The organism is Bacteroidales bacterium (genome assembly GCA_029210725.1).
Taxonomy (GTDB): domain Bacteria; phylum Bacteroidota; class Bacteroidia; order Bacteroidales.
This window is the reverse complement of sequence record JARGFM010000013.1, coordinates 102719-125878: the sequence shown is the minus strand read 5'-3', so window position 1 is coordinate 125878 and position 23160 is coordinate 102719. Positions and strand designations below refer to the sequence as shown.

The window sequence follows — 23160 nt, the reverse complement described above, 5'->3', positions numbered from 1 at the left end:
AGAATATATCCCGGAAGATTTCCTGCATCCGTAAGAATGGGATGTATTGCCGGGAATGAAAATATCCGGTCAGACTTTCGATCATGGGACCGTAACCAATCGATGCAGTAATACCTTTGGGAAAATCAGAAGTGGTAACATGTCCGCAACTGCACTGTTTCTTGTATATCCTGTGTTCGGTGATCACCGGTTTAATAGGTGGAATATCGACTTCTTGTCTACGAGCAACAAACTCACCGGGAATAGAGCCAATATCTTTTCCGCAACATTCACAATATTCAGGAGTATGTTCAATGGTGTGATCCGGATCATCGGTCATCTCAAGGGTGTTACCCTCATGTCCCTTCTGTCCTCCTGGCTTACGTCCGGTTTTCTTACGCAGGCTCTTGCTCTTGAAGGCCCTGTTCTCATCCTTCGAGGGTGGAATGGAGCTGTTGTTACTGTTCTTTGGATGTTCGTATTTGGTCAGCTTCTCCTTTAGTATCTTATTCTCTCGTTGAGAGCTCTTTAAATCTCGCTTCAGATCTTTGATCTCCCCATATAGATGATTCACAAGCACAATCAGATCATCGATCTTTTTGGCCAGGTATGATATTTTCTTTTCCGGGGACATTCTTCCTTGTTCTCCAAACAAAGCAAGAATAGAAATCCTTTAATGTCAAATATTTAACCAGCTAAATATCAATATTAACAACCTGATTTTGTTGATATCCACTGAATCTGAGAAATCCACAGATGATCACAGTTAAATTCGTGTAAAACCACGGAAAATTGTTCATAACCACCTATTTTTGAGAACAGGCTGATTAGTTACTAAATATGAAATCTAAAACAAAGACTAAAGTATGGATGCTGGCCATCCTGTTTATTTCCTTTTTTGTTGTTTCCTGTGAAAAGGAAAATGAGCCGGATCCGGATCCAATAAATGAAGCCGAACTGCTGGTGGAATGGCTGGAATCACCCACATCTCCTGCTGCCAATTACGGAAACTCCGGACTGGCTATCAAGAGTGCTGAGGCTGTGCATACCCTTGATGCAGCAGATCAGGTCACCATAATTGATATCCGTTCTGCAGCAGATTTTGATGACGGACATATTGCCGGTGCCGTGAATCTTGCGCCGGGCGAGGTGAGGAACTATATCGATGGCCTGGCATCTTACAACGAGATCTCCATTGTCTGCTATACCGGGCAAACAGCTTCCTGGTTGACCTGCCTCCTGCAACTTGCAGGATACAAGGATGTCTATTCCATGGGTTTTGGTATGAGCGCCTGGGCCGAATATTTCGACAAATGGTCTGCCAATACTGCCTCCATCAGGGATTTTGTATCTGATGTTTCACCCAAAGGCGATGAAACTGAACTTCCTACCCTTTCCACCGGATTTGAAACTGCGGAAGAGATTTTTGACGCCCGCTGGGAAACCATTCTGGCTGAGGGTTTTGGTGCAGCTGCCATCTCCAATTCAGAAGTATATGACAACCTGGATAACTATTACATCATCAATTACTGGCCCGGGGCCGAATACCTCGATCCGGGACAAATGAAGGTGCTATTCAGTACACCCCCAACGTGGATCTGGCTGTGGATGAGGTTCTGAAAATGCTTCCCACAGACAAAACCATTGTGGTTTATTGCTACTCCGGACAGAACAGTGCCCGGATAGCTGCTTACCTGCGTGTTCTGGGATACGATGCCAAATCCCTGAAATTCGGAGCCAACGGCATGATTTATGATGAAATGACCAAGTCCAGGTGGAGAGCGGCTTCCACTATGAATTATGGCTGGGAGTCTACCAAATAAGTCTTTTTTCTTTATAAAAAGGTGCCTCGAAGGAGGGACCTTTTTTTTATCCCGGACCCTGTTTTGCCTTGCACCCAAAGGGGATACGGGGTAAAAAGAATTTAAAATGGTTATAGATAACTGCTTTTCAGAGATTTTGGCCCGGAAATTGAACTATTCTTGAGCAGAAATAGATTATTTTAGCTTTATAAGTCTAAAATCATCCAAAAACAATTAGCTATGTTGACAAAACGAGTATTTACTTTCGCAATGCTGGTCTTCTTTGCAGGGGGTGCCCTGATGGCCCAGAATTTTAAATACATTGGAGCCTCCAAATGCAAGATGTGCCATATTAAGCCCGCCACGGGTGAGCAGTATAATATTTGGTTGAAAGGGCCCCATGCCGGAGCCATGAAAACCCTGGCCAATGAGGAATCCAAGAAAATTGCTGCCGAGAAGGGTATTGCTGACCCCACTACAGATGCCGCTTGTATCAAGTGCCATTCAACAATTGGACGTGTGGATGCCAGTCTTATTGCTTCGGCTACCCTGGATGAGGGTGTTTACTGTGAGTCCTGTCACGGCCCCGGAAGCATGTATAAGGGAGCTTCCGTAATGAAGAATAAAGAGCTGGCCATGACAAAAGGACTGATTGATCCAACGGAGGCAGTTTGCAAAACCTGTCACAACGAGGAGAGCCCTACTTATAAACAATTCAATTATGCGGAGATGGTGGCAAAAATTGCTCATCCGAATCCTTCCAAGTAGTTCGCAGTACTTTTTTGTCATATTTTATTATTTTTGAAAGTCCTCTGGTAAGGTCGCCAGGGGACTTTTACATAGACATCGATTATGAAAAAAATCTTGAAAATTCTGATTATCGCACTGATGGCGGTTGCCACAGGATGCAACAACCAGCCCACAAATGGCACGAATACAGTAAAAGTGAAAGCTGTCGAACAGGTGGAAAATTATACCTATCTGCTGGTGAAGGGAAAGGGCCCTGCCTACTGGATCGCTGTTAACTCTACGGAGATTGAGGCAGGGGAGAGCATCTCTTACCAGGGAGGCATGCTCATGGAAAATTTCTACAGCGAAGAGCTGGACAGGACCTTTGATAAGGTACTTTTTCTGGATGGCATTGAAGGGAATGAATCTCCTTCCCAGATGGGGATGATGCCTGGAACTACGCAGGGTTCGGCTGTTAAAACGGACAGGCTGGAGTTAAGTCTGGATCCGGAAGAGGGAGTGGTAAGTATTGCAGAGCTTTATGCAAATCCCGGAGCCTATGAAGGAAAAACGATCCGGGTGAAGGGTAAGGTGGCCAGGTTTAATCCCAATATCATGGAACGCAACTGGATTCATATTCAGGACGGGAGCGATTTTGAGGGGAAGTATGACCTGACAGTTACATCGCAGGAAGTTTTTGAGGTCGGCCAGGTGCTTACCCTGGAAGGAATACTTGCTTTGAACAGAGATTTTGGGTACGGATACAGCTACGAAATCATTCTGGAAAAAGCCACAGCGGACAGGTAATCATACTGTTAGAAAAAGAGAAGGGGGCTGTATCGAAATGGTACAGCCTTTTTTTGTTATATACTGTCTCGTCGCTTAGCGCCGGGAGCGCTAAACTCAAAACCTCATCCTAATGTCCGCCACCCGAGAGGAAGGAGTAGATAATCAAGCCAATCAGGATGACTCCGATACCAAGAGCCATAAATCCAAAGAACCGGATGATCCGCATGTTATCTTTGGAAAACTCTTTCTCGAAAATGCGCTGATCCAGCTTTCCTGCCTCTTTTAGCTCCTGGTATTCACGCGGACGCTCGTGCTTAAAGTGCTCCAGGGGCATATGCCTCGTGAAAATAACTGTATCCATGGGAAAAGCTTCGGGCCGGAAGTGCGTATTAAAGAAGTGGATGGTGAAGATAAACCCAACGGCCAGCAATGCTTCGTCGCTGTGAATGATCTGGGAAATATTGATGAGCCATCCGGGGAAGAAGCGGGTAAAGAAGACCGGGAACCAGAGCACAAGTCCGCTGAATCCAATCACAGCTACGCCCCAGAAGACTGCCAGATAATCAAACTTCTCCCAGTAGGTCCATCTGCCATAATCGGGCCTGGGGCCCCTTCCCAAAAACCACTTGATAGTTGCTGCGAAATCCTTAATATCCTGCTTATTGAACCAGAGCGAGTCTTTTCCAAAGATGAATTTAGAAAGGGAGAGCCGCTTCCTTCTCTTCTCTTTCACCAGGTTGAATATGTGAAATGCAAAATATCCAAAGGTAATCACGGCACCAATGCGGTGAAGTACCCCGGCTGTAGCCACACCACCAAGCATCCTGGCGAGGAATTTGGCCCACTCCATATGAGCAAATTTCAGCATCATCCCGGTGAGAGCCAAAATAATAAAGCTGATGATCACAAAGATATGCGTGATCCGCTGGTTTTTACTGAAGCGCCTGAAATAAAGATTTCCTACTTCTTTCGGACCTTCTTTCTTCTTCTTAAGCCTCTCTTTGACAGATCGTGGTAACCACATAAGCAGATGGATTCCGAAGAAGGTAAATACGCTCAGCAGAAGAACTGTCATAAAAATATAGGCCCCGTATAACTTGGGATCATCTTCGTGGGTGGCATGGCTCAGGTAAGCGGTGAAACGTTTGTTTGCCCCCACATGGCACTTTCCGCAGGTGTTTACCAGGTTTTCCTGTGATACCATGGAAGCCGGGTTTTCGGCTTTAAGAATATTATGAGCACCATGACAATCCGAGCATCTGGCCGATTCAAAATAACCCAGCTGGTAGGCTTTACCATGATAGGTTTTCATGTAGGTGTCGGCAGTCTCCTTATGGCATGATCCGCACTGGTGTGTTACCTCATTCATGAATTTATCCTGACTGACCAGGGAAATATTATGTGCCGTGTGACACTTAACGCAGGTTGGGTACTCGGTTCCTTTAGGATCGGTTCTGAATGCGTGGTCACTCTCCTGATAGGTCTCGTAGATGCCCTTATGGCAGGTTCCGCAGGTCGCCTGTACATTTGCCGGGTGTATGGAAGAGCGTTCATCATCATATTTCAGGATCATATGCGTCGTATGACAATCTGTACAAACTGCACTCACGGTTAGCCCTTTACCTGTCAGTCCCATGCCATGTACGCTGGTGGAGTAGTCGGCCAGCGCATTGGTTTCCTGCAGCCCGTCCTCTGAATTTGCCTGTCCGTCCTCGCGATGGCATTCCCCGCAGAGTTGCGGAATCGACATCCTGTAAACCGGAGAGGTATCGTCGTATTTGGATTTGGTAGTGTGCGTTCCGTGACAGTCGGTACAATAGGGGGCATCCTTTTTCTTATTGTAATAAGCCTGACCATGGCCGCTCTCAAAGTACATACCGAAAACTTCTGCATGACAGGAAGAACAATCCACCGGCTGGTTGGTGGAGCAGGGACGTTCCAGGTGGTCGGTAACTTCGGTATGGCATTTGGTACATTGGATGTTCTTATGCACCGAATTAGGGAGTTCACTATTGTCTCTGTAGAGAGAAATGGTATCGTCCCCAACTATTTTGTGCAGGTTTTTATCCTGGTGGCACTTCATACAGGCTTTGTCAGAAACCCTGGCCTGAATTTGAGGTACATTTACAATATGGGGAGGGTGGCAGGATGAGCAGGCAGGAATAACAGAAGGATTCTTTTCCCACAATTCCCCCTTGATCACTTTTTTATGGGCCTCTTCGATGCGGGTATGGCACTTCATGCAGGTCCTGGCAATATTGCCGGTGTTGATCGAGGAATTGGGACTGGTGCGTGGAAGGACCAGGTGGTTGCCATGACAATCGTTGCAGGTGGCGGTAACCACCAGTCCGGCTTCAAACAGGCCCCTTCCATGGATACCCTGGGTATAATTCTCCACAATATTGTGCTCGGAAACATCATAGATCCTGGCTACCACCTCACCTTCCTTGTGGCATCTTCCACAGAGGTAAGGGATGTTCATTTTATAGGTGCGCGATTCTGTATTGCTGTTATGGAGGATATCATGATGACCGTGGCATTCTTTGCAACTGGGTGCATTTAGGTCATTTCGTAACAATGCCTGTCCATGGACCCCTCTCTGGTTTTCTTCCAATTCCATGGTATGACAAGTCCCACAATTGACCTCTCTCAGATTATCGGGGTGAGGAAAACCTTCCTCAGCCGCATCGGTGTGGCAGGAAATGCAGCTGTTGCTGTGATGCACCGAGTGTGCAAAGATGGAGGTATCCACAAACATGGAGACGGTTCTGCCATGGAGAGTTCCTGTCAATTCTCTGTCCTCATGGCACATCATACAGTCTTCATTTTCCTGGGCAAATAAGTAAACCGTAGCCGGACCGGTCAACAGTAACAAAGCAAGCCAGATTAGCCTGGCTCTATGAAGTGCATGCAGGGACTTGTGGATCATTTCTCAGGGCGTTCATTTAGGACGATAAAATAATGATTATTGCATAGTTATACACCCAATTTCTGTGATATTGGGTGTAATTTATAACAAATCTGAATACAATTGAAATTCCTACTCGTGCTCTTCGTGGTAGCCGTTAATCATGCTTTTGAAAAGGGTGCCCGGTTTATCTCCCAGGGTACAGGTATAGAGGTGAATCAACAGGAATATGGACAGCACAAAACCAATGATGAGGTGCAGGGTATCATAAAACACCAGTGAGCTGATGTTAAAAATGGAAGTGGAGATCTTATCCGGGAACATAAGTGCAATTCCCGAAATAATCAACAATGGCATTCCAAGATACATGGCCAGTACATAGGAGATTTTTTGAAGGGGGTTGAATTTTTGTTTCTTGGTGATGGGGAAAGGATGTGGTTGCCCTTTGAAAATGCCAAAGGCATAGAACTGAAATTGTTTCCAGAGCTTTTGCCACAGGTTCTTTCTCCACTTTGCATAATACATGCCGTTATTGGTAATGATATTCCCTATGACAAAAATACCATAATTCAGGGTCAGGATAATGGCACAAACATTATGGATTCCCACCGATACCCTGAAAGGGATCAGGCTGCTTTCGGCGGATGCATAATGCAGGCTGATTCCGGTTACTATTAATAATATGAACATCAGGGCATTGATGACATGCCACAGGCGGATCCAGACGGGGTAGAGATATAATCTTTTTGTTGCCATTTCAGCTTTTTTTCTGTTTTTTTATACGCATGTAGGTATGAAACGCGATCACCAGCAAAGTGAATCCGAACACAAGAAAACTGAGCCGGTTCAGCCATATATTTTGATTGGCACCAATCACATAGGAGTTATTGATCATGATACTATTCGCAAATCCACCCTTTCTTGCTTCCTCGGTCTGGAACTTATAGAGCGTATGCATGAGCCTGGAGTCTCTGGTATGGCATTCCGTACAGCCTTGAACCGCTCGTTCTTTAGGGAGGATTTTGTGTGCTATCAGGATAGAATCATTGATTTCCGTATGGCACTCAATACATCTGACAGCCTTGAAATGCGCAGCCTGGTTGGGCAACCAGTCGTGGCTCTCCACCACTACGATCTCTTCCCTGTCGGTGAGCAGGGTAAAACGGTCAAAATCAGCATGGCAGCGCAGGCACATGTTGTTGTCGTACAGGATCGCTTTTTCCAGGTCTTCGGCATTCCTCATAAAGGCTTTGTAGCTATGCGGATCATGACATTTCCAGCAGGTAAACTCATCGATATTGTGAATACTTTCCTGGAACTCTATCTCAATATCCTCAAAATGATACTTGGCAAAGGTCTCATCATAGCCATGGCAATCCATGCATAAAAACTGCTCTTCCACCCTGGTTTCGACGGGATGCGGGAAGGTGTTGAAATCGTAGGAATGACAGTCGTTACAGGCAAAAGTCCGGTGAACCGACGAATAGAAATCATCCCGGTCAATGGCCCGTTCGGAATACATTCGTTCGTGGGTGGAACGGCCCGTATTGGGATCTTCGATCATATATTTCATTTCCCCGTGGCATCTCAGACAAGCTTCGTTGTCGTCAACATAATCATTCACTTCGTAATAAGAGGCTTTTAACTTTAAGGTGTCATCCGGCTGAGCAAGCAGGGTGGAAGCGGCAGCCAATAGCAGTAATGAGATTAGTCTGGTTGGAGTTGTCATTGGCTTTAGAACCTGATTGTGATATTAAACCCGAACTGGAAATCACCATCCAGCGGGTTGTTACTGTTAAAGGCAATTCCGTGGTTTCTGACAATGGAGTTATAGTTAGAGGCAAAAACCCTGAATGAGTGGGTGCTGGTTCCGATCTCCAAGCCCAGCGCCAGGTTCGGATAGACATCCGTATCGGCCTGAATCAGAGGCTGGTCATATTCCAGGATAATGGAATGAAAGCCGAGAACCTGAAATCGCCCGCCCACATTGATGGAAGCATTCACATTGTTGTACCCTTCCGGTACCGCATTGAAGTAGACAAAGGTGGGAGCTGCCTGCAGGCTGACTCTGTTGCCGATCCTGGTGGATACAATCAGCTGGTTTAGGTAGGAGGCCCGGTAAGCAAATTGATACTCTTCTTCGGGCCCAAAATATTTGCTGTCGCGCGCATCAAGTACCGCATTCCCGTGATAGGAAAGTGATATGGGCATTTTGCTGGTCTGGGTCAGAATGCTGTACTTCCATTCCAGGTCCTGAAGCATATAGTTACGCGTGGTCCCAAAACCCAGCATGATTTTATCGGTAATCCCATAGGAGACTCCGATACGGGTGTTGGCACTACCAAAAATGCCAAACAGGTCGGCAATCTCCTCAATTTCCGAAAAACGGTGCTGGATCTCCAGAACCAGTTGTCCCTTGTAGGGATTTGCAGTGGTCTGATTATCAACCAGGGTCAGGGTTTCAAATGCCGGGGCAACCGGTTCCGCATCGTCCTGGGCAAATAAGAAACCTGCAGAGAGGAATGCAAAGATGCAGGCAATGGCAGTCAGTTTTGAATATTCTTTCATAGCTAATGGTTGTTTAAATATCAATTGTCCCTGGCTCCTTCGTCTATCCAGCCAAGGATGGTTAAAATCTCTTCGTCACCGGCCCGTCCCCCGTGTGAGCCGGAAAAAATCTGGTAAATCACGCTGGAACAGGGGAATTCTGCGTCCACATAGCCTCCGTCCATAAGTTCATCGTAGGACCATCCGGGACTCAGATCAGGAGACTGTCCTCCACCATGGCACATCGCACATTTCTGATCAAAAATGGGTTGTACATCTCCGGAGTAGCTAACATTCGTGGGAAGATCCTCTGGACACTCTGGTGCGGGTATTTCGTATTTTGTACAGCCGGACATAATTAGTATCAGAGAGCCTGTCAGTATCATTATCAATCTTCTCATATCAGTTCATTTTATTTTTCTCAGCTGAATTCTTGCTGACTTTGAAGAGCGTAAGATAAGGGTTCTGGAAGATTGTTAAAACAAAAACAGTGGCAGATAGAATAAGTTTTTTATGGGGATAGATCAAATTAAAAATTGACCTGTATCAGTCAGGTGATATTCCCATTATCAGAAGAGCATTTTTCAGTATATTGCGGAGATCCGGAAATAATCCTATCTACAGGTATGAAAGCAGATAAATTGTGCATCAGCTGCGAGAATTGTAATAAGAGATCTCCTTTGTTTGCTTCTCTTTCAGAGGAAGAACTGCAGCTGCTTAATGCCGATCGTTATTCTGTTCGCTTTCATGAGGGAGAAGTAATCCTGAAGCAGGGTACCCGTGCCGATTACCTGGTTTCAGTCATCGAAGGGTTCGCCAAAATGTATATTGAAGGAAATCAGAACAGGAATCTGATACTTGATTTTATCAAGCCCTGGAAGCTGATTGGAGGCCCCAGTGCTCAGGTACGGGACAAGCACCGATACAGTGTGATGGCCATACAGGAGACTTTTGTATGTTTCATCGATATGGAGAACATTAAGAAAGTACTGGCCTCCAACAGCGATTTTTCAGAGCGGATAATGACCCATTATTCGGGAAATTACCTTCTGGCATTGGATCGTCTGGTAAGCATCAGTCAGAAACAAATGCACGGAAGGGTAGCAGATGCATTGATTTATCTGAGCCAGGAGATTTATAACAGCCCGGTCATTGGTGAGGAGATTAGCAGGCAGGACATCGCCGACTACTCTTCGATATCAAAGGACAGCGCCATTCGAGTTCTGAAGGAGTTTGAAAGGGATCAGATCATACTTCTGAATGGGCGGAAGATAGAGGTTCGCGCTCCGGACCGGCTGTCTGAAATATCGGACAAGGGTTAATCGACCCTTAGAAAGTCCAGATCCTGAAAATCGTAACTAAAATCGATATCCGGTGAAATACCTTTCATGCTGATGCGCCGGGCTTTCCCCTCTTCATCCAGACTAAAGATGGCAAAGGCATCCGCATCCAGCTCCCGGTTTTTCCATTTGATCGCAAAGGCATTGGCTTTGTAGAAAAACATGGGGCCGGTCAAGGCCGGCGAACGCAGTGAACTGAACCAGAGCTGATCATCCTGCAGGTAGATGCTGATCTTCCCGAACCATTTGTCTTCATAGGTCCCGGTAAAGTCTGATGGATTTATATGGTCGTCATTGCTTGCTGCAACTGCACTCCAAACCTGCTCCACGCGGACTTTTGCTTTATTGGATTCTGACTGGAAGGAGGCCAGTTTCCGGTCGGTCCAGCCGTAATCGTCCAGTCCCAGATAGCTATCCACGATCGTCTGAGAGACTGCCTGGAAAACTCCTGCGCCTCCGTAATAGGAGTTGGTCAGTACCACCACACCCAGTTCCAGATCCGGGATCATCATGGTTTTCGAGAGCATCCCGGACAAATCGCCGGTATGTGACACACTCATGTTCCCATTCATATCCGACAGTCTCCAACCCAGTCCATAGCCCGAGAAATGGGGATTGTACCTCTCATTTGGCTTCATTGGAATGGGGGTATGAATCTTCCACATTTCCAGCTGACTGGCCTCCGAGAAGAGTTGATGCTCCAGGTTTTCGCCATATTTTCCCTGGTTCAGGTGGACCAGCATCCAGCGGCACAAATCGTCCACATTGGAAAGTACGCCTCCGGCGGCCCCGTTGATTTTTTCGGGATCCAGTTCATAATAGGAGATTGTTCGCAGCTTGCCCGCTTCTGCCAGGTGGGGAGAAGCAAGGTTTTCCGAATTAACCATCCCGGGGGGGAGTGTGAAGGAGTGGTCCATGTTCAGGGGTTCCATGATACGTTTCTTCACAAACACTTCCCAGGGCATTCCGCTTACCCGTTTGATCAGTTCGCCTGCCACCAGGTAGAGGATGTTGTCGTAATCATATTTGGTGCGAAATGCCGAAACAGGTTCAAAGTGCTGAAAATTCACCAGCATGTCCTTTATGGTAAAGTCAGATCCAGCAGGCCATTTCTGCAGGTCGCCGGCTCCCAGGCCCAGTCCGCTCCGGTGAGTCAGAAGATCCTGAACATTAAAATTCTGCGTTACATAATCATTGTACATTTTAAACTCGGGGATATGATCAATGACCCGGTCCTGCCAGGATAACAGGCCTTCCTCGACTAAAATTGCCAGGGCTGCAGTAGTAAAGGCCTTGCTGTTGGAGGCGATGGCAAAGGAGGTGTGCTCATTCACCTTCTCTCCCGTATCCACGGACTTCAGACCGTAGCCTTTTGCATGGAGAATTTTCCCATCCTTGACCACCCCGACCGCTACGCCGGCCACGGTAAATTTTTCCATGGTATCCTCTACAAGCTTATCTATTTCTCTGGAGGTCAGCTGTCCCGAGACCGGGCTCACCATTATACAAATAAGCAGCAAGGATAGTAGCGTATTCATCGTTTTCATGGTACTCATGTTATAAGGTTTTAAAGATAAAATCTTTCAGAATCACGTTAAAGTTTTCGAAAAACCATAAACAGTAATCTTCCAAGGAGCAATTCCTTGCGGTTGTGTACAGGGCTGTACCCTTTTAGAATTCTGCTCAGAAACATCAGCGGTGAGAATATGATCCTGAGCCAACGTGAAGTGTTTTGTTTACGGTCGATGGCGTATTCGGCCTCCCTGAAGCCGTTTTTTAAAGCCAGATAGTTATACTGGTCGAGGCTCAGGGATGCGACATGCTGCATCCCGTCGTGCAGGTTCATATCCAGTGGTTTGAAGCCATAAGGAAAGCCCTGAAAAAGGAAACGTAACCTGGATTTCATGGAGAGAATATTGGGTGTGGAAACGTATAACTTCCCCCCCGGCTTCAGGATCCGGTAAACTTCTCTGAAAAAGTTTTCGTGGTCCAGTATATGCTCTGTGACCTCAACGGCTATTACACGGTCAAAGCTATGGTCTTCATAAGGGAAGGGTAAAGTTATATCCACTTCATCACACTGTACCGGATTGAATTTAAAAGACTCCGGTGAAAAGTCACAGGCCTGCATCCGGTAACCCATGTCATGCAGTTTCTGGGTCAGCGCTCCCTCTCCGGCTCCCACATCCAGGATCCTCAGTCCTCCGGGTTCAGATTGTTCTTTGAAAAACCTTAAAAATCTTGAATGGACTCCCGGCATGGTGATGGGCCGGATCTCTTCTTTTATCTGATTTGTTGCCATAGGGTTTGCTTGTTAAAGTTCCAGCAACATCCAGATGTTACAGGAGCTGTGTCCCGAGTTCCCCAGCGCTTTATCAAGTGTGCGGAATCCCAGTTTTTTATAAATGCGCACCGCTTTTGAAAAGTGAGGCATGCTCTCAAGATATAGCTTTCCGTATCCCAGTTCCCTGGCAGATTCAATACATTTTTCCATCAACTCCCGTCCTGTACCCTTGCCTCTCTCCGATTCATGCAGATAATATTTTACAAGCTCCGCACAGCTCGCATCCAGGCCTTCCGTAGGGTAGATTCCACAACATCCGGCAGCTTTACCATTTACTTCGGCCACCCAGAGTACGGAACCGCTTTTTCGGAACAGGCCATAAAGATCATCTGTGGTGGGATCCGAAAACACGGTCCCGTTTTCAGGAGCATGATGCTCCCTGAAAACCTGCCTGATCATTCGGGCAAGAGGTAAATTATCTGATTTCTCAACCTTTCTGAAAATTGTTGCTGATTGCATGGCCCCAAAAATAGCATTTCTGATTCAAATTCATTTACTTACATATAAAAAGCGCCATGAAATCCAGGATTAACAACTTCGAGCTCAGGACTTTTGTTATGATTTTGATTATCTCCTCTATTTTTACGACTTGTAAAGAGAATGATGCAAATGCCCAGGATGAACCTGATCAGCATGCCAGAGTGATTTACGATCAGTATTGTTCCAATTGTCACGGGCAGGATCTCCGGGGAGGAAATGCACAGAGCCTGCTGGATGGGGTATGGCAATTTGGCGATGGGCCGGGCTATGTAAGCCGGAACATCAAGTATGGAATCCCACACCTGGGAATGCCCTCCTATGAAAGTTCCCTGGATGATGAAGAGATCCGGCTGCTGGTGGAATATTTGTATGAGGAGCAGTCCAGAGCAGGTGTTGAGAAGCCGGATCCCCCGGTTCAGCTGGAAAGCCTCGATTATACGATTAAAGCCGAAGTCTGGGTGGATAAGCTGGATACCCCCTGGGCCATTGTATTCCTGAACAGCGATACAGCTCTCTTCACAGAGCGGCCCGGCATGCTGAGAATGCTTGTGCGGGGCAAGCTTCTTGACACACCGGTGAAAGGCACTCCCCAGGTCCTGGCTGAAGGACAGGGTGGCCTGTTGGATGTAAATATTGATCGCCAATATGCGGAGAATGGATGGATCTACCTCTCCTACAGCCATCAGATTGAACCGGCCGGAGAGGAAGACAGGGCCCTGGCCATGACACGCCTTGTCAGGGGAAGGATTCGTGACTTACAATGGGTGGATGAGGAGCTGATTTATGAAGCACCCTATGAAACCTACAGGTCCACCAGGCATCACTATGGCAACCGGATAGTTTTTGACCAAAAGGGTTATCTCTATTTCAGTATCGGAGATCGTGGAGCACAGGACCAGGCCCAGGATCCTAAACGGCCCAATGGAAAGATTCACCGGATTTTCCCGGATGGACGTATCCCGGATGATAATCCTTTCATCGGAGAGGGACTGGCATCTCTGTATACCCTTGGAAACAGGAATCCCCAGGGGGTTTCAGTGCATCCGGGAACCGATGAGATCTGGGCCGCGGAACATGGTCCCCTGGGTGGAGATGAGTTGAACCTGATTACCCGGGGTACCAATTATGGCTGGCCGGTCATTACCTATGGGAGCAATTACGACGGGAACCCTGTTTCAAATTTCACAAGGATGGAGGGTTACGCACAGCCGGCCCTTTACTGGAAACCTTCCATTGCTGTTTGCGGGATCGAGTTTTACCAGGGGGAGGCATTCCCCAAATGGAAGAATAAGCTGCTGGTTGGCGCACTGAAATATGAAGAGGTCAGGCTGCTTGATATTGAAGCCGACAGGGTCATGCACCAGGAGCTTATTATGAAGAATTACGGCAGGGTCCGGGATATAGGCCTGGATCCTGAGGGTAACATCTACGTGGTGGTTAATAAACCCGATAGAATCATCCGGCTTCGTCCTCTGACTGAGCGCACCGGACAGTAAGCTCTGATATGTTATTAACCAAAAACTTTCATGCTATGAAAATCAGTGATTTATTGACATTCTTATTCATTTATACCTTCCTGCAAAGCTGCACGCCCACCCCCAAAAAAACTTATGTCAGCGTAGTTTTTGATGTAGAAGATTATATTTCACCGGTATCCGATAGTGTGGATGAAATTCCCAAGTGGCTGGCCGAAACCATGACCGAGGTGGGAGTCACGGGCACTTTTTTTGTGATCGGGGAGAAAGCACGTTCGCTGGAAGAGCGTGGGAGGAATGATGTGATAGCGGCCATGGCCGCCCATGATATTGGAAGCCATACCAACCTGGGCTCCATCCATCCCACAGTCACTGAGATCCTGGAGTATGCCGGCTGGGATCAGGGCGTGCAGGCGATGCTCGAGAACGAATCGGCGGGTTTTGATGAACTGGAGAGGATTTTCGGGGTTCCGGTGAGCACCCTGGCCCGTCACGGAGGGTCCTATGGCCCCCAGTTGGTATTTGCCCTCGGTCAAATGGGCAAAGGTTATGTCTATTCACCGGTGCGATTGCCCGGCAAACATGCAGTATGGTTCTGCAATACCCTGAACTTCCATGGCGATTACGGAGGCTTCGATGATGTTTATTACATGGATGAACTTTTTAATCCCGTGTTTGAGAAGCTGAAAGAAAATTTTCTCCGGGATATCGAAGGATTCGATATGATATCATTCTTTGCCTGTCACCCCACCAAAGTCAGGGCGGAACAGTTCTGGGATTTCAATTTTTACGAAGGTGCCAATCCGGACAAAGACAGCCTTAAAGCTCCCGCACTCCGGCCGGCTGAAAGCATGGTAAGCGCCAGGAAGAATTTCAGGCGCCTGATGCAGTTTCTGAAAGACCAGGAAAGTATAGAGGTCACCACCATCGGGAATCTGATGGAGCGATTTTCCTATCAACCAGAATATATACGCAAAAAGGACCTTATCAGGATTGCGGAGAAGATCCGGGGGACCAGTCAGGTCGTTTACGATGAGTTTTATGCCCCTGCGGAAGTATTTGCCGCACTTGCGAAGTCGATTCAATCCTATGGAGAAAAGGGAAAGATGCCGCGAAAGCTCTTGCGTGAAAGCCCTCTTGGACCCATGGAGATGCCTTCCGGCCGGCCCGGCATCACCTCGGTTGCCATGGAACAGGTCATTGAACTGGCCATTGCTTCCGGAGATATGATCCAGAACCGGGGCTATCTTCCTTCCGGGCTTGAACTGGAGGGGGCCGGAGTGGGGACCGGATCGCTGATGCATTTATTCAGCACCGTATATCTCGATATTGCCGGGAAAGATCCGCGTGACAACTACAAGGTAATCCCTTTCGATCCATATCCCATGGAATATGAAGAGCTTATCACTTCAGAGGTGGAAAGCTACAAGGACTGGATCGTGCACAGGAAAGACCTGGATATGTCGCACCTGGTGGAGATGACCCGGATGCAGCTCTGGACCCTCAAACCGGCTCATGAAATGAAATAAGCAAGCAGCAAAAGTCCGCAGATTAGGGCCAGTGCGAAGATAAGTGTCAGGCGCCTTTTTTTGTTCCGCTGATCCCTGATGGTGCGCGTGGTTATGGCCTCCTCATCAATCTCCTGCAGGCAACTCTCCAGCTGTATGATCTGGAAATTGTAGTGGGCGATCTGAACATAGGCACCTAAAGCGTAGCCCAAAATAATCGTACTGCCGAATACCAGGTAATCATCCCAGGTGAATGGCCGCATCCCGCCATACTTGAAGTAGAAATAGTAGAGCATGCCTGACAGAATAATCAGGGCATTGGAAAGCGCTCCCACATAGAGCGATTTAATAAACCTTTGATGGTAATAATCCAGCTTATTCATCAGGGTGGTCCTGATTACGGGATCTGAGGCTTCGGCCTTGGGGATTTTTCCAATCATCTTCCACTGGTAGCGGATGGTCCAGATGGTCCCCAGCAGAATCGCACTGCTCATCAGGACGACCTTCAGATTGGTGTGAAAAAGAATCAGGATGCCGGCGAGGGACAGCCCGATCAGACTTTTTAAAAACAAATCAATAATGAGTCCTTTTCTGAACAACTGACTGATATCCCTGGAACGTTTTCCAAGATAATTTTCAATATCGGTTTCCGACAATCTTCTAACTTCGAATCCTTTTTCACCTTTCCAGGTAGTTTTTATGGCTTCTAAATCTATGGATTTCATCTTATTGAAGTTTTGAGATAATTTCGGCCAGTTTTGTCCTTATCCGGACGAGTCTGACGCTCACATTCTTTACAGTAATTCCGATAGCCTCTGCAATCTCTTCGTAACTCTTTTCTTCCAGCCACATAAGAATAATGGCCTTTTCCACCTTTTTTAAACCAGAGATGGCCCGATATAGAATTTGTATCTCTTCGGATAGTCTATAGGAGTCGGAAGGGTCGCAGGGGATTTCCGGGGAAGAGGATGCGTCAATGAACAATCCGGGCCGCCTGGTCTGGTTGATGGCCGTATTTAGTGCCACCCGGTACATCCATGTAGAAAATGCAGATTTTCCCTTGAAAGAGGGAAAGGATTTCCATAGTTGCAAAGTGATCTCCTGTTGAAGATCTTCCCGGTCCTGCCTGTTCTTTGAATTACGCGAGCGCATTAGCTGCGCTGAGCTCGTAAACTCGGTTCCCCGTAGCTCTGCTGCGGGGTAAGCGAGCACATTTAAAATAAACAATTAATCGATGATTCCTCGCAGCTTGCTGCGAGGAGAATCAATAGACAAAACAAATCTTGTGAATGATACTCTGATGTTTATAAATCAGCTCAAGGAATTTCCGATGGTCCTGTTCATGCCTCATTGACTAAGCTTGTTTACTTAGTAAGTCAATGAATTGGACAAAAAACTACATAGTAAGTTTTACAGTTTTGTTTTCGATCATCTCCTGAAGCTGATTGAGCAGAGCCTGTTCCTGGGGATCTATGTGGCCATCTTCTGTTGCGATGAACAGTATGGAATCCATTTCGGCACGTGTAATTTTGTGATCCTCAATGGCTTTTTCTATCATTACCCTTAGCCGTCCGGCACTTTCACTATATTTCATGATGGTAAACAAGTTTGATTAATCGCATAAAAATAGCAATAAAAAAAGCCCGTCAAAACCGACGGGCTGTGCAGTGCTTTAGAGTCAAAGTGTATGTTATACTAATTTGACGTTTTTTGCGCTAAGTCCTTTAGGACCATCTTCTACTTCGTAGCTAACTTTATCGCCTTCAGTGATTTCGTCGATCAATCCGCTTTGATGAACAAAAACGTCTTTACCTCCTTCATCAGGGTTGATAAAACCAAAACCTTTTACATTGTTGAAGAATTTTACTGTTCCGTTACTCATAACTTTTAATTAAAATGATACATAACTCAAACTAATAACAACTGTAAAGGTAATTTGTTTTACCGAATTATTGCTTAATTATTATTCTGGAAGACAAATAATTACCATCCAGGCTGATTTTGACCATATACAAAGCCCCGGCAAGCTCACTCTATTCAAGGAATGAATCACAAAAACTGAATTGCGCGAGCGTATTCCCCGAAGCGCTGCTGCCTGCGAATTTTATTTCAAAATTACCGAAAATTGTCGATACAGTCTGTGCCGGAACCGGCTGATCGAGGTTCTGTGACCGATCTGCCCGTCTCTGATCACATTAATCCCTGTAACCAAATCTTTAGCATTATGAAATACGGAGTAAACAGGGTGACGCTCGTAGGAAATGTGGGGGAGGTGCCCAGAGTCTCAGAACGGGATGGAGAGGCCTTTGTGGCCAATTTCCCGCTGGCCACCAATGAAGTCTGGCGCGATAAGGAAGGCGAGGAGGTTCGCCGTACTGAGTGGCACCGGATCGTGGTCTGGAACAAAGCTGCTGAAATTGTGAAGCTTCATGTGAAAAAAGGGGATGCCCTTTATGTAGAAGGAAAGATATCCACCAATTCATGGGATGATAAGGAGGGGAATAAGCACTACAGCACAGAGATTGTCTGTGATCACTTCCTCTTCCTTTCTCCCAGAAGCATGGGGGAGGCTGAAGGGTAATTTGATAATTTACTAAGGCTCCTTTTTCCTGCTCTTCATTCGTCTGGAGTAAAAAATGGATATCCCCAGAGAGATAGAGGCAATGAACATAAGAGCCACGATGCGATATCCCAGGCTTATATTACTTAGATCAACGATGAAAAGGTAAAATACTGTTACCACGATGGTGATAATGCCCAGCCAGCGATATTTCACATTCCGGATCAATAAGCTCAGGATAAAGAACAACATGGCGGAAAACGTCCAGGACAGGGTGACAAAATTTGCCGGAACGGCCTGGTGAAGGCTGAACAAAACCATCATAGCTCCCGTGCTAAGGAAGATATTCCGGATCAATTCTGTCCGAATTTCCAGACGCTGCTTTCTCCAGTTCAGGATCCTGGCTGTCCCAAGGGCAACTATGGCAAAGGCGAAATTAATCTCATGGAGTATATTTCCCATGATTAAGTAAGCGAGTAACAGTCCCAGGAACAGGATACTGTTCATTATCACCATAAACCTGGACCGGAACCAAAGGGCCACTATTACCACCAGGATGCTCTGGATAGAAAGGAGTAAGAAAGCCAGAGGAAAATGGAAAATTCCTGCAATGGAAATACTGAAGGCTACAAAACTGTAAACAGCATACATAGCAGCAACTGATTTCCACGTCTCTCTTAACTGAAGCCATATGGAATAAATGATACAAAATGCTGCAATCAGCCCGAAATAATTGTAATAGTCTTCAGTGAAGAAAGCCAGTACAGACAAAGTAAAAATAAAAGAAAAGCCAAGACCATTCCAGACAATTATAGGATTCAGCTGGCTCCGGGATACTTTTTCCGACTCAGGAAGCAAGGCCATCAGAGAATAGGCCAGTGCACATGCAAAAAGGTAAAAATGTCCCGACTGATGGATGTTGACGAATTCGAGTGATTTGCTCATGATCGGATTCCCGATGATCCACATCAAGTATATGAAATAGGCGAGGAATACCGAGATATACAACCCGGTCCACCAGTCTTTTTTAATGGTAAACCAGATGGCAGAGCCACTTATACCAAGCATTAAAGGAAGCATGAAATGAGTGTTTCCTTCTGCAACTGCAGTAATGACAGCCATTAGCCAGACAATGACAGCCAGTAGCTGAGAGCTGTTCCTGTATGCCAGGTATAGCAGCGAAAAGAGTACAACAAGAACCAGTAGATGACTAAGTAGTGTGTTGTTAATTATCTGACTACCCGGGAACATGCTGATCCTCATAGCCTGGATATATAGAAGCAGATGTCCGTTGTAGTTAAAAAGTCTGGACATATACGGAAGCGATTTCCGGGTTAGATGTCCGAGAAGGTATACAAATGCTACTGAAACAAATCCAAACACCAGGGAAATAATTTCCTGATTGTTGTTTTGTAAATATTGTGACAGAAACAGGATACCAAAGAGCAGGACTATATTACCCATCCAGGCCATGCCGTATTCCCCGATTCTTGATTCTATGGAATGATCCTGCGATGCCTCCTTTTTTGGAAGGGTATTCTCTTCAGCCGAAAGTTCTAAACGAAATAGACCAGTCCTGCGGTGGCCTGAAGATGCAACATCGTTTTCCATGTGGGTTATCCGTTGCTCCAGAGCTTCGATCCTTTTTTTAAGGAGATCGAATTCCCCTGTGCTGGATTGAATCTTGTTATTCATCACTGTTCCGTTTTCAGACTACTTCCTGCTTTTTCCATGGAGGAAGTAGCCAGAGTAAAAACGCCAGGATCAGGAACGGGAGAACAATCCATACGATTGCCATGAACAATCCCTCCGAACCTACCAGACCTAGTTTGAAATTGGTAAATCCATGAAATCCTTTTGAGAAGAGTTGTCCGCCTATTACGACGTTCCAGCGCATGAAAAAGATACCTATAAGTACCAGAAAGCCAGAGACGAAGTAGATAATCTTACGTATCTGTTCTTTGATTTTTAATATTTGTATGGCACCCAGGCTGATCAAAGGGATCACCATCCCCAGGGTGATCTGAAAGCCAAAAAGAGTTATAAATAACCGGCCATTGACAAGCATATGTAATATGTCAAAGGATTCCTCTGCTTCATAGATCCTGTGAACCTGGTCCAGCGATTCAAGAGTAAAATCCAGGATAAGCATATAGAAAAGGTATTTTCCGATCATATCCAGACAGGGCATGTCAATTGTCACTTTTCTCAGGTAGGAGACCACCATATAGATGATCATAATGAGAGCTATTCCGGAAACCATAGCGGAAAAAATAAAGATTACCGGCATCAGCACGGTCGACCACCATGGATTGGCTTTAACGGATCCAAAAATAAATCCTACATAGCCATGAAGAAGGAATGCCGAAGGGATTCCGATCACGGTAATCATGTAGCCCAGGCGCTCATCCCATTTTACCGCTTTTGGTGAAGTGTCACTGATCCCCAGACTCAATACTTTATATACAATCCGCATGAAGCCTTTCTTCTCCCTGGACCAAATAACAAAATCACGGCGGTAATCCAGCCAGATCTCCAGATTCAGCACAGCTAAAAGGTACCAGAGGTAGACAAATCCAAATATGGCCATGGCCGAGTTTGCATTTGGAGTAATCAAGATCTCATAAGCCCTAAGCGGTTGTCCAAGGTGTGAGATCAGCGTGAACGGGGCCACAATCAGGAAGGACAATGCCGTTAATAATGCAAGCTGATAAGTGGGGCCAAGTATCTTTATCTTGAAGACCCTTTCCAGGGAGGCCAGTATGAATGCCCCTGCGACCAGACCTGTCAGATAGGGGTAAAGTACGATCAGAATTCCCCATTGAAGTTCTATTTCATTGGGATAGATGTATCCTTCCACTTTGGATAACATCTCGTATAAATGTTTAATATGATCTGTCATATTAACTTACCTCGGCACTGAGTCCATTATAGAATAGTTTTGAGCCTGTATTCAAATGTGGTTTTAAGAACTGGTAATCATGCTCACGAAGAAAGCGGACAAGCTCACTGCCTCTGTCTCTTAAATTCCCATATATTCTGGCTTTGGTGGGGCATATTTCCATGCAGGCAGGAGCCAGGTCGTTTTTTATCCTGTGATAACAGAGTGTGCATTTATCTGCGACTTTCTTTTCCGGATGTATGTACCTGCAACCGTAAGGACAAGCCTGGACACAATATGAGCATCCGATACAGTAGGATTCATCAATCAATGCCACACCATCGGGACTCTCGTAGGTTGCTCCCACTGGGCAAACCTGGGTACAGGGAGATTTGGCACATTGATTACACATTTTTGGAACGAAAAAAGTTTTGAAGATCTCTTCTTCAGGTACAGATGGTTCAAAACCATCCATTCCCCCTTTCGGCGACTCGATTCTGATTTCCATGTTGTTTAAAATGGTGTATTGCTCTACCCAGGTCCGGTAATAAAAGGGTTCATCCGGTACCTGGTTCTCCGTTTTACAGGCCCTGGCGCAAAGCCCGCATCCTATGCATTTATGTATATCAATTCCGATTCCCCACCATGGTCCCTCTTTGGGAGGAGGATCAGATGCGATTAAAAGCATCTCAAATGGTCTTGCAGCCGAGGACAAGATCACAGTACCTGCGGCAGCAATTGAAGCTTTCATGAATTTTCTTCGTGATGATTTCATTCCATTCCCTCCCATAATGAATGTGGATTATGACACTCAATGCAGTCCGTTTTCTCTGTATGATGCGTAAGGATATCCACCTGGAAAATGACATCGGTAGATTTTGCCGGATGGTAGTTATGACACCTGCCGCAAAATTCTCTTCCGCTTTCTTTTGTAATGTTCCCTAACTGTGGATCCTCGACATGAGCCCTGCCGGGGCCATGACATATCAGGCAGGAGAGCCCGGAGTGCATCTCATTCTGAAGTTTTCCCAGAATATCATCATGACAGGCCTTGCAGTCTTCTGCTTCCGCAAATACTAACTTTTCGGATGCATTATCTTCTAATGATTCACCCCGGTAATGACCGTACTGCCCGAATGTATCAGGAACTAAGATGGAGCGGATAATAAGAAACACGCCGATGAAGACAACGAATAGTAGCAATATTCTGTTTATTTGTGGCGGCATAAGCAGAATGTGTATTAAATAATACACAATATGAGTATCTAATTATACATAAAATACCATACAATTACTATATTTGTGTATGGGAAGTGATTAGTAACCAGTTAATTTATATTAAAACCAAATAAATTTTGAACCATGCTTGCACAAATGGAAGACCACTTCCAGTTGGATAATAACAAACCGGTATATACCCTCGGAATAGCCTCCCGGCTTTCTGACATTCCGGCCCATTCTATCAGGCAGTATATTGACATGGGGATGATCATTCCATTTAAACTAGAGTCCAGAAGGCATTTATTCTCACCCAATGATATCGGCAGATTAAGACTTATCCGGAAACTCATTCATGAGAAGGGGCTCAATTTTGCCGGCGTAAGAACTCTGATGGCAGCGATCCTTTGCTGGGCGATCAGGAGATGTCCGGAGAATGAAAAAAAGTCATGTGGGGCATATAAGGAAGATTTTCAACCTTGTTGGGAAGCTTCGGCCAAGAGCGGACCTTGCAGAAATGAGAACTGCAGGGATTGCGAAGTATATCAATCCCTGCATAAGCATTCCGGAATTAAATCTGTCCTGGAGGAGCTTATATAG

26 protein-coding genes are annotated in these 23160 nt (G+C 46.0%); 9 read left to right on the top strand and 17 right to left on the bottom strand.

Annotated elements, in window-relative coordinates; translation table 11 throughout:
• Positions 1-613: DUF6444 domain-containing protein (locus tag P1P86_09295; protein MDF1575371.1), on the bottom strand; the 613-nt coding region annotated here is incomplete at its 3' end.
• 206 nt (positions 614-819) lie between these two features.
• On the opposite strand from P1P86_09295, the gene P1P86_09290 reads away from it, so the two are divergent.
• The 4 genes from P1P86_09290 (at position 820) to P1P86_09275 (ending at position 3317) form a co-directional block, all read left to right on the top strand.
• A complete protein-coding gene (locus P1P86_09290; protein ID MDF1575370.1) occupies positions 820-1599 on the top strand; it encodes a rhodanese-like domain-containing protein in 780 nt (259 codons plus the stop codon).
• A complete protein-coding gene (locus P1P86_09285) occupies positions 1572-1802 on the top strand; it encodes a rhodanese-like domain-containing protein (GenBank protein ID MDF1575369.1) in 231 nt (76 codons plus the stop codon). Before P1P86_09290 ends, P1P86_09285 begins: the two co-directional genes overlap by 28 nt.
• A gap of 219 nt (positions 1803-2021) precedes the next feature.
• Positions 2022-2549 (top strand): cytochrome c family protein, encoded by a 528-nt coding sequence (locus P1P86_09280; protein MDF1575368.1) that lies wholly within the window; start codon positions 2022-2024, stop codon positions 2547-2549.
• 84 nt (positions 2550-2633) lie between these two features.
• Positions 2634-3317, top strand: coding sequence for a hypothetical protein (locus P1P86_09275; protein MDF1575367.1), 684 nt, complete (start codon positions 2634-2636; stop codon positions 3315-3317).
• A 109-nt stretch (positions 3318-3426) separates the two neighbouring features.
• Here the strand turns inward: P1P86_09275 and P1P86_09270 are convergent, their stop codons facing one another.
• The 5 genes from P1P86_09270 to P1P86_09250 form a co-directional block, all read right to left on the bottom strand.
• Positions 3427-6228 carry a cytochrome c3 family protein gene (locus P1P86_09270; GenBank protein ID MDF1575366.1) on the bottom strand — a complete coding sequence of 934 codons (2802 nt, stop codon included), beginning with the start codon at positions 6226-6228 and terminating at the stop codon, positions 3427-3429.
• 111 nt (positions 6229-6339) lie between these two features.
• Positions 6340-6963, bottom strand: a complete 624-nt coding sequence (locus tag P1P86_09265; GenBank protein ID MDF1575365.1) for a cytochrome b/b6 domain-containing protein — start codon at positions 6961-6963, stop codon at positions 6340-6342.
• Position 6964: 1 nt separating this feature from the next.
• A complete protein-coding gene (locus tag P1P86_09260; protein ID MDF1575364.1) occupies positions 6965-7936 on the bottom strand; it encodes a cytochrome c3 family protein in 972 nt (323 codons plus the stop codon).
• A gap of 5 nt (positions 7937-7941) precedes the next feature.
• Positions 7942-8775, bottom strand: a complete 834-nt coding sequence (locus P1P86_09255) for a DUF5777 family beta-barrel protein (protein MDF1575363.1) — start codon at positions 8773-8775, stop codon at positions 7942-7944.
• Between the two features lie 20 nt (positions 8776-8795).
• The gene (locus tag P1P86_09250; GenBank protein MDF1575362.1) at positions 8796-9155 is read right to left on the bottom strand and encodes a hypothetical protein; all 360 of its coding nucleotides are present in this window, start codon (positions 9153-9155) and stop codon (positions 8796-8798) included.
• A gap of 225 nt (positions 9156-9380) precedes the next feature.
• On the opposite strand from P1P86_09250, the gene P1P86_09245 reads away from it, so the two are divergent.
• Positions 9381-10076 (top strand): Crp/Fnr family transcriptional regulator, encoded by a 696-nt coding sequence (locus P1P86_09245; protein MDF1575361.1) that lies wholly within the window; start codon positions 9381-9383, stop codon positions 10074-10076.
• Here the strand turns inward: P1P86_09245 and P1P86_09240 are convergent.
• The 3 genes from P1P86_09240 to P1P86_09230 are packed head-to-tail and all read right to left on the bottom strand — an operon-like array spanning position 10073 to position 12837.
• A complete protein-coding gene (locus P1P86_09240; protein ID MDF1575360.1) occupies positions 10073-11650 on the bottom strand; it encodes a serine hydrolase in 1578 nt (525 codons plus the stop codon). The genes P1P86_09245 and P1P86_09240 overlap by 4 nt on opposite strands.
• Positions 11651-11688: 38 nt before the next feature.
• On the bottom strand, positions 11689-12396 hold the full coding sequence (locus P1P86_09235; GenBank protein ID MDF1575359.1) for a class I SAM-dependent methyltransferase: 708 nt from the start codon (positions 12394-12396) through the stop codon (positions 11689-11691).
• A gap of 12 nt (positions 12397-12408) precedes the next feature.
• Positions 12409-12837, bottom strand: a complete 429-nt coding sequence (locus tag P1P86_09230; GenBank protein MDF1575358.1) for a GNAT family N-acetyltransferase — start codon at positions 12835-12837, stop codon at positions 12409-12411.
• 116 nt (positions 12838-12953) lie between these two features.
• Here P1P86_09230 and P1P86_09225 point away from each other — a divergent pair, with 116 nt between their 5' ends.
• Both P1P86_09225 and P1P86_09220 read left to right on the top strand, forming a co-directional pair.
• On the top strand, positions 12954-14414 hold the full coding sequence (locus tag P1P86_09225) for a PQQ-dependent sugar dehydrogenase (protein ID MDF1575357.1): 1461 nt from the start codon (positions 12954-12956) through the stop codon (positions 14412-14414).
• A gap of 35 nt (positions 14415-14449) precedes the next feature.
• Positions 14450-15922, top strand: a complete 1473-nt coding sequence (locus tag P1P86_09220) for a hypothetical protein (GenBank protein ID MDF1575356.1) — start codon at positions 14450-14452, stop codon at positions 15920-15922.
• Here P1P86_09220 and P1P86_09215 read toward each other — a convergent pair.
• From P1P86_09215 to P1P86_09200, 4 genes are all read right to left on the bottom strand, one after another.
• On the bottom strand, positions 15907-16626 hold the full coding sequence (locus P1P86_09215) for a hypothetical protein (GenBank protein ID MDF1575355.1): 720 nt from the start codon (positions 16624-16626) through the stop codon (positions 15907-15909). The genes P1P86_09220 and P1P86_09215 overlap by 16 nt on opposite strands.
• Before the next feature lies 1 nt (position 16627).
• Positions 16628-17053 carry an RNA polymerase sigma factor gene (locus P1P86_09210; GenBank protein ID MDF1575354.1) on the bottom strand — a complete coding sequence of 142 codons (426 nt, stop codon included), beginning with the start codon at positions 17051-17053 and terminating at the stop codon, positions 16628-16630.
• 244 nt (positions 17054-17297) lie between these two features.
• Entirely contained in the window at positions 17298-17495 is a 198-nt protein-coding gene (locus P1P86_09205; GenBank protein ID MDF1575353.1) for a hypothetical protein, read from the bottom strand.
• A gap of 96 nt (positions 17496-17591) precedes the next feature.
• A complete protein-coding gene (locus P1P86_09200; protein MDF1575352.1) occupies positions 17592-17783 on the bottom strand; it encodes a cold-shock protein in 192 nt (63 codons plus the stop codon).
• 342 nt (positions 17784-18125) lie between these two features.
• Here P1P86_09200 and ssb point away from each other — a divergent pair, with 342 nt between their 5' ends.
• Complete coding sequence (gene ssb / locus P1P86_09195) at positions 18126-18482, top strand: single-stranded DNA-binding protein (protein MDF1575351.1); 357 nt, start codon at positions 18126-18128, stop codon at positions 18480-18482.
• Between the two features lie 12 nt (positions 18483-18494).
• On the opposite strand, the gene P1P86_09190 is transcribed toward ssb, so the two are convergent.
• Genes P1P86_09190 through P1P86_09175 form a run of 4 tightly spaced genes read right to left on the bottom strand, consistent with a single transcriptional unit; the run spans position 18495 to position 22545 of the window.
• Entirely contained in the window at positions 18495-20156 is a 1662-nt protein-coding gene (locus P1P86_09190; protein ID MDF1575350.1) for a hypothetical protein, read from the bottom strand.
• A gap of 13 nt (positions 20157-20169) precedes the next feature.
• On the bottom strand, positions 20170-21333 hold the full coding sequence (gene nrfD, locus P1P86_09185; protein ID MDF1575349.1) for a polysulfide reductase NrfD: 1164 nt from the start codon (positions 21331-21333) through the stop codon (positions 20170-20172).
• 31 nt (positions 21334-21364) lie between these two features.
• Positions 21365-22093 (bottom strand): 4Fe-4S dicluster domain-containing protein, encoded by a 729-nt coding sequence (locus P1P86_09180; GenBank protein ID MDF1575348.1) that lies wholly within the window; start codon positions 22091-22093, stop codon positions 21365-21367.
• Positions 22094-22113: 20 nt separating this feature from the next.
• Complete coding sequence (locus P1P86_09175) at positions 22114-22545, bottom strand: cytochrome c3 family protein (protein MDF1575347.1); 432 nt, start codon at positions 22543-22545, stop codon at positions 22114-22116.
• Positions 22546-22704: 159 nt separating this feature from the next.
• On the opposite strand from P1P86_09175, the gene P1P86_09170 reads away from it, so the two are divergent.
• The gene (locus tag P1P86_09170) at positions 22705-23160 is read left to right on the top strand and encodes a MerR family transcriptional regulator (GenBank protein MDF1575346.1); all 456 of its coding nucleotides are present in this window, start codon (positions 22705-22707) and stop codon (positions 23158-23160) included.

What these genes read in the sequence shown, in the direction of transcription:
- P1P86_09190 (MDF1575350.1), bottom strand. Translation starts at nt 20,156, where the DNA reads ATGAATAACAAGATTCAATCCAGCACAGGGGAATTCGATCTCCTTAAA.
- nrfD (MDF1575349.1), bottom strand. Translation starts at nt 21,333, where the DNA reads ATGTTATCCAAAGTGGAAGGATACATCTATCCCAATGAAATAGAACTT.
- P1P86_09260 (MDF1575364.1), bottom strand. Translation starts at nt 7,936, where the DNA reads ATGACAACTCCAACCAGACTAATCTCATTACTGCTATTGGCTGCCGCT.
- P1P86_09250 (MDF1575362.1), bottom strand. Translation starts at nt 9,155, where the DNA reads ATGAGAAGATTGATAATGATACTGACAGGCTCTCTGATACTAATTATG.
- P1P86_09220 (MDF1575356.1), top strand. Translation starts at nt 14,450, where the DNA reads ATGAAAATCAGTGATTTATTGACATTCTTATTCATTTATACCTTCCTG.
- P1P86_09235 (MDF1575359.1), bottom strand. Translation starts at nt 12,396, where the DNA reads ATGGCAACAAATCAGATAAAAGAAGAGATCCGGCCCATCACCATGCCG.
- P1P86_09275 (MDF1575367.1), top strand. Translation starts at nt 2,634, where the DNA reads ATGAAAAAAATCTTGAAAATTCTGATTATCGCACTGATGGCGGTTGCC.
- P1P86_09215 (MDF1575355.1), bottom strand. Translation starts at nt 16,626, where the DNA reads ATGAAATCCATAGATTTAGAAGCCATAAAAACTACCTGGAAAGGTGAA.
- P1P86_09180 (MDF1575348.1), bottom strand. Translation starts at nt 22,093, where the DNA reads ATGAAAGCTTCAATTGCTGCCGCAGGTACTGTGATCTTGTCCTCGGCT.
- P1P86_09245 (MDF1575361.1), top strand. Translation starts at nt 9,381, where the DNA reads ATGAAAGCAGATAAATTGTGCATCAGCTGCGAGAATTGTAATAAGAGA.
- P1P86_09170 (MDF1575346.1), top strand. Translation starts at nt 22,705, where the DNA reads ATGCTTGCACAAATGGAAGACCACTTCCAGTTGGATAATAACAAACCG.
- P1P86_09265 (MDF1575365.1), bottom strand. Translation starts at nt 6,963, where the DNA reads ATGGCAACAAAAAGATTATATCTCTACCCCGTCTGGATCCGCCTGTGG.
- P1P86_09200 (MDF1575352.1), bottom strand. Translation starts at nt 17,783, where the DNA reads ATGAGTAACGGAACAGTAAAATTCTTCAACAATGTAAAAGGTTTTGGT.
- P1P86_09230 (MDF1575358.1), bottom strand. Translation starts at nt 12,837, where the DNA reads ATGATCAGGCAGGTTTTCAGGGAGCATCATGCTCCTGAAAACGGGACC.
- P1P86_09280 (MDF1575368.1), top strand. Translation starts at nt 2,022, where the DNA reads ATGTTGACAAAACGAGTATTTACTTTCGCAATGCTGGTCTTCTTTGCA.
- P1P86_09240 (MDF1575360.1), bottom strand. Translation starts at nt 11,650, where the DNA reads ATGAGTACCATGAAAACGATGAATACGCTACTATCCTTGCTGCTTATT.
- P1P86_09255 (MDF1575363.1), bottom strand. Translation starts at nt 8,775, where the DNA reads ATGAAAGAATATTCAAAACTGACTGCCATTGCCTGCATCTTTGCATTC.
- P1P86_09270 (MDF1575366.1), bottom strand. Translation starts at nt 6,228, where the DNA reads ATGATCCACAAGTCCCTGCATGCACTTCATAGAGCCAGGCTAATCTGG.
- ssb (MDF1575351.1), top strand. Translation starts at nt 18,126, where the DNA reads ATGAAATACGGAGTAAACAGGGTGACGCTCGTAGGAAATGTGGGGGAG.
- P1P86_09210 (MDF1575354.1), bottom strand. Translation starts at nt 17,053, where the DNA reads ATGCGCTCGCGTAATTCAAAGAACAGGCAGGACCGGGAAGATCTTCAA.
- P1P86_09205 (MDF1575353.1), bottom strand. Translation starts at nt 17,495, where the DNA reads ATGAAATATAGTGAAAGTGCCGGACGGCTAAGGGTAATGATAGAAAAA.
- P1P86_09225 (MDF1575357.1), top strand. Translation starts at nt 12,954, where the DNA reads ATGAAATCCAGGATTAACAACTTCGAGCTCAGGACTTTTGTTATGATT.
- P1P86_09290 (MDF1575370.1), top strand. Translation starts at nt 820, where the DNA reads ATGAAATCTAAAACAAAGACTAAAGTATGGATGCTGGCCATCCTGTTT.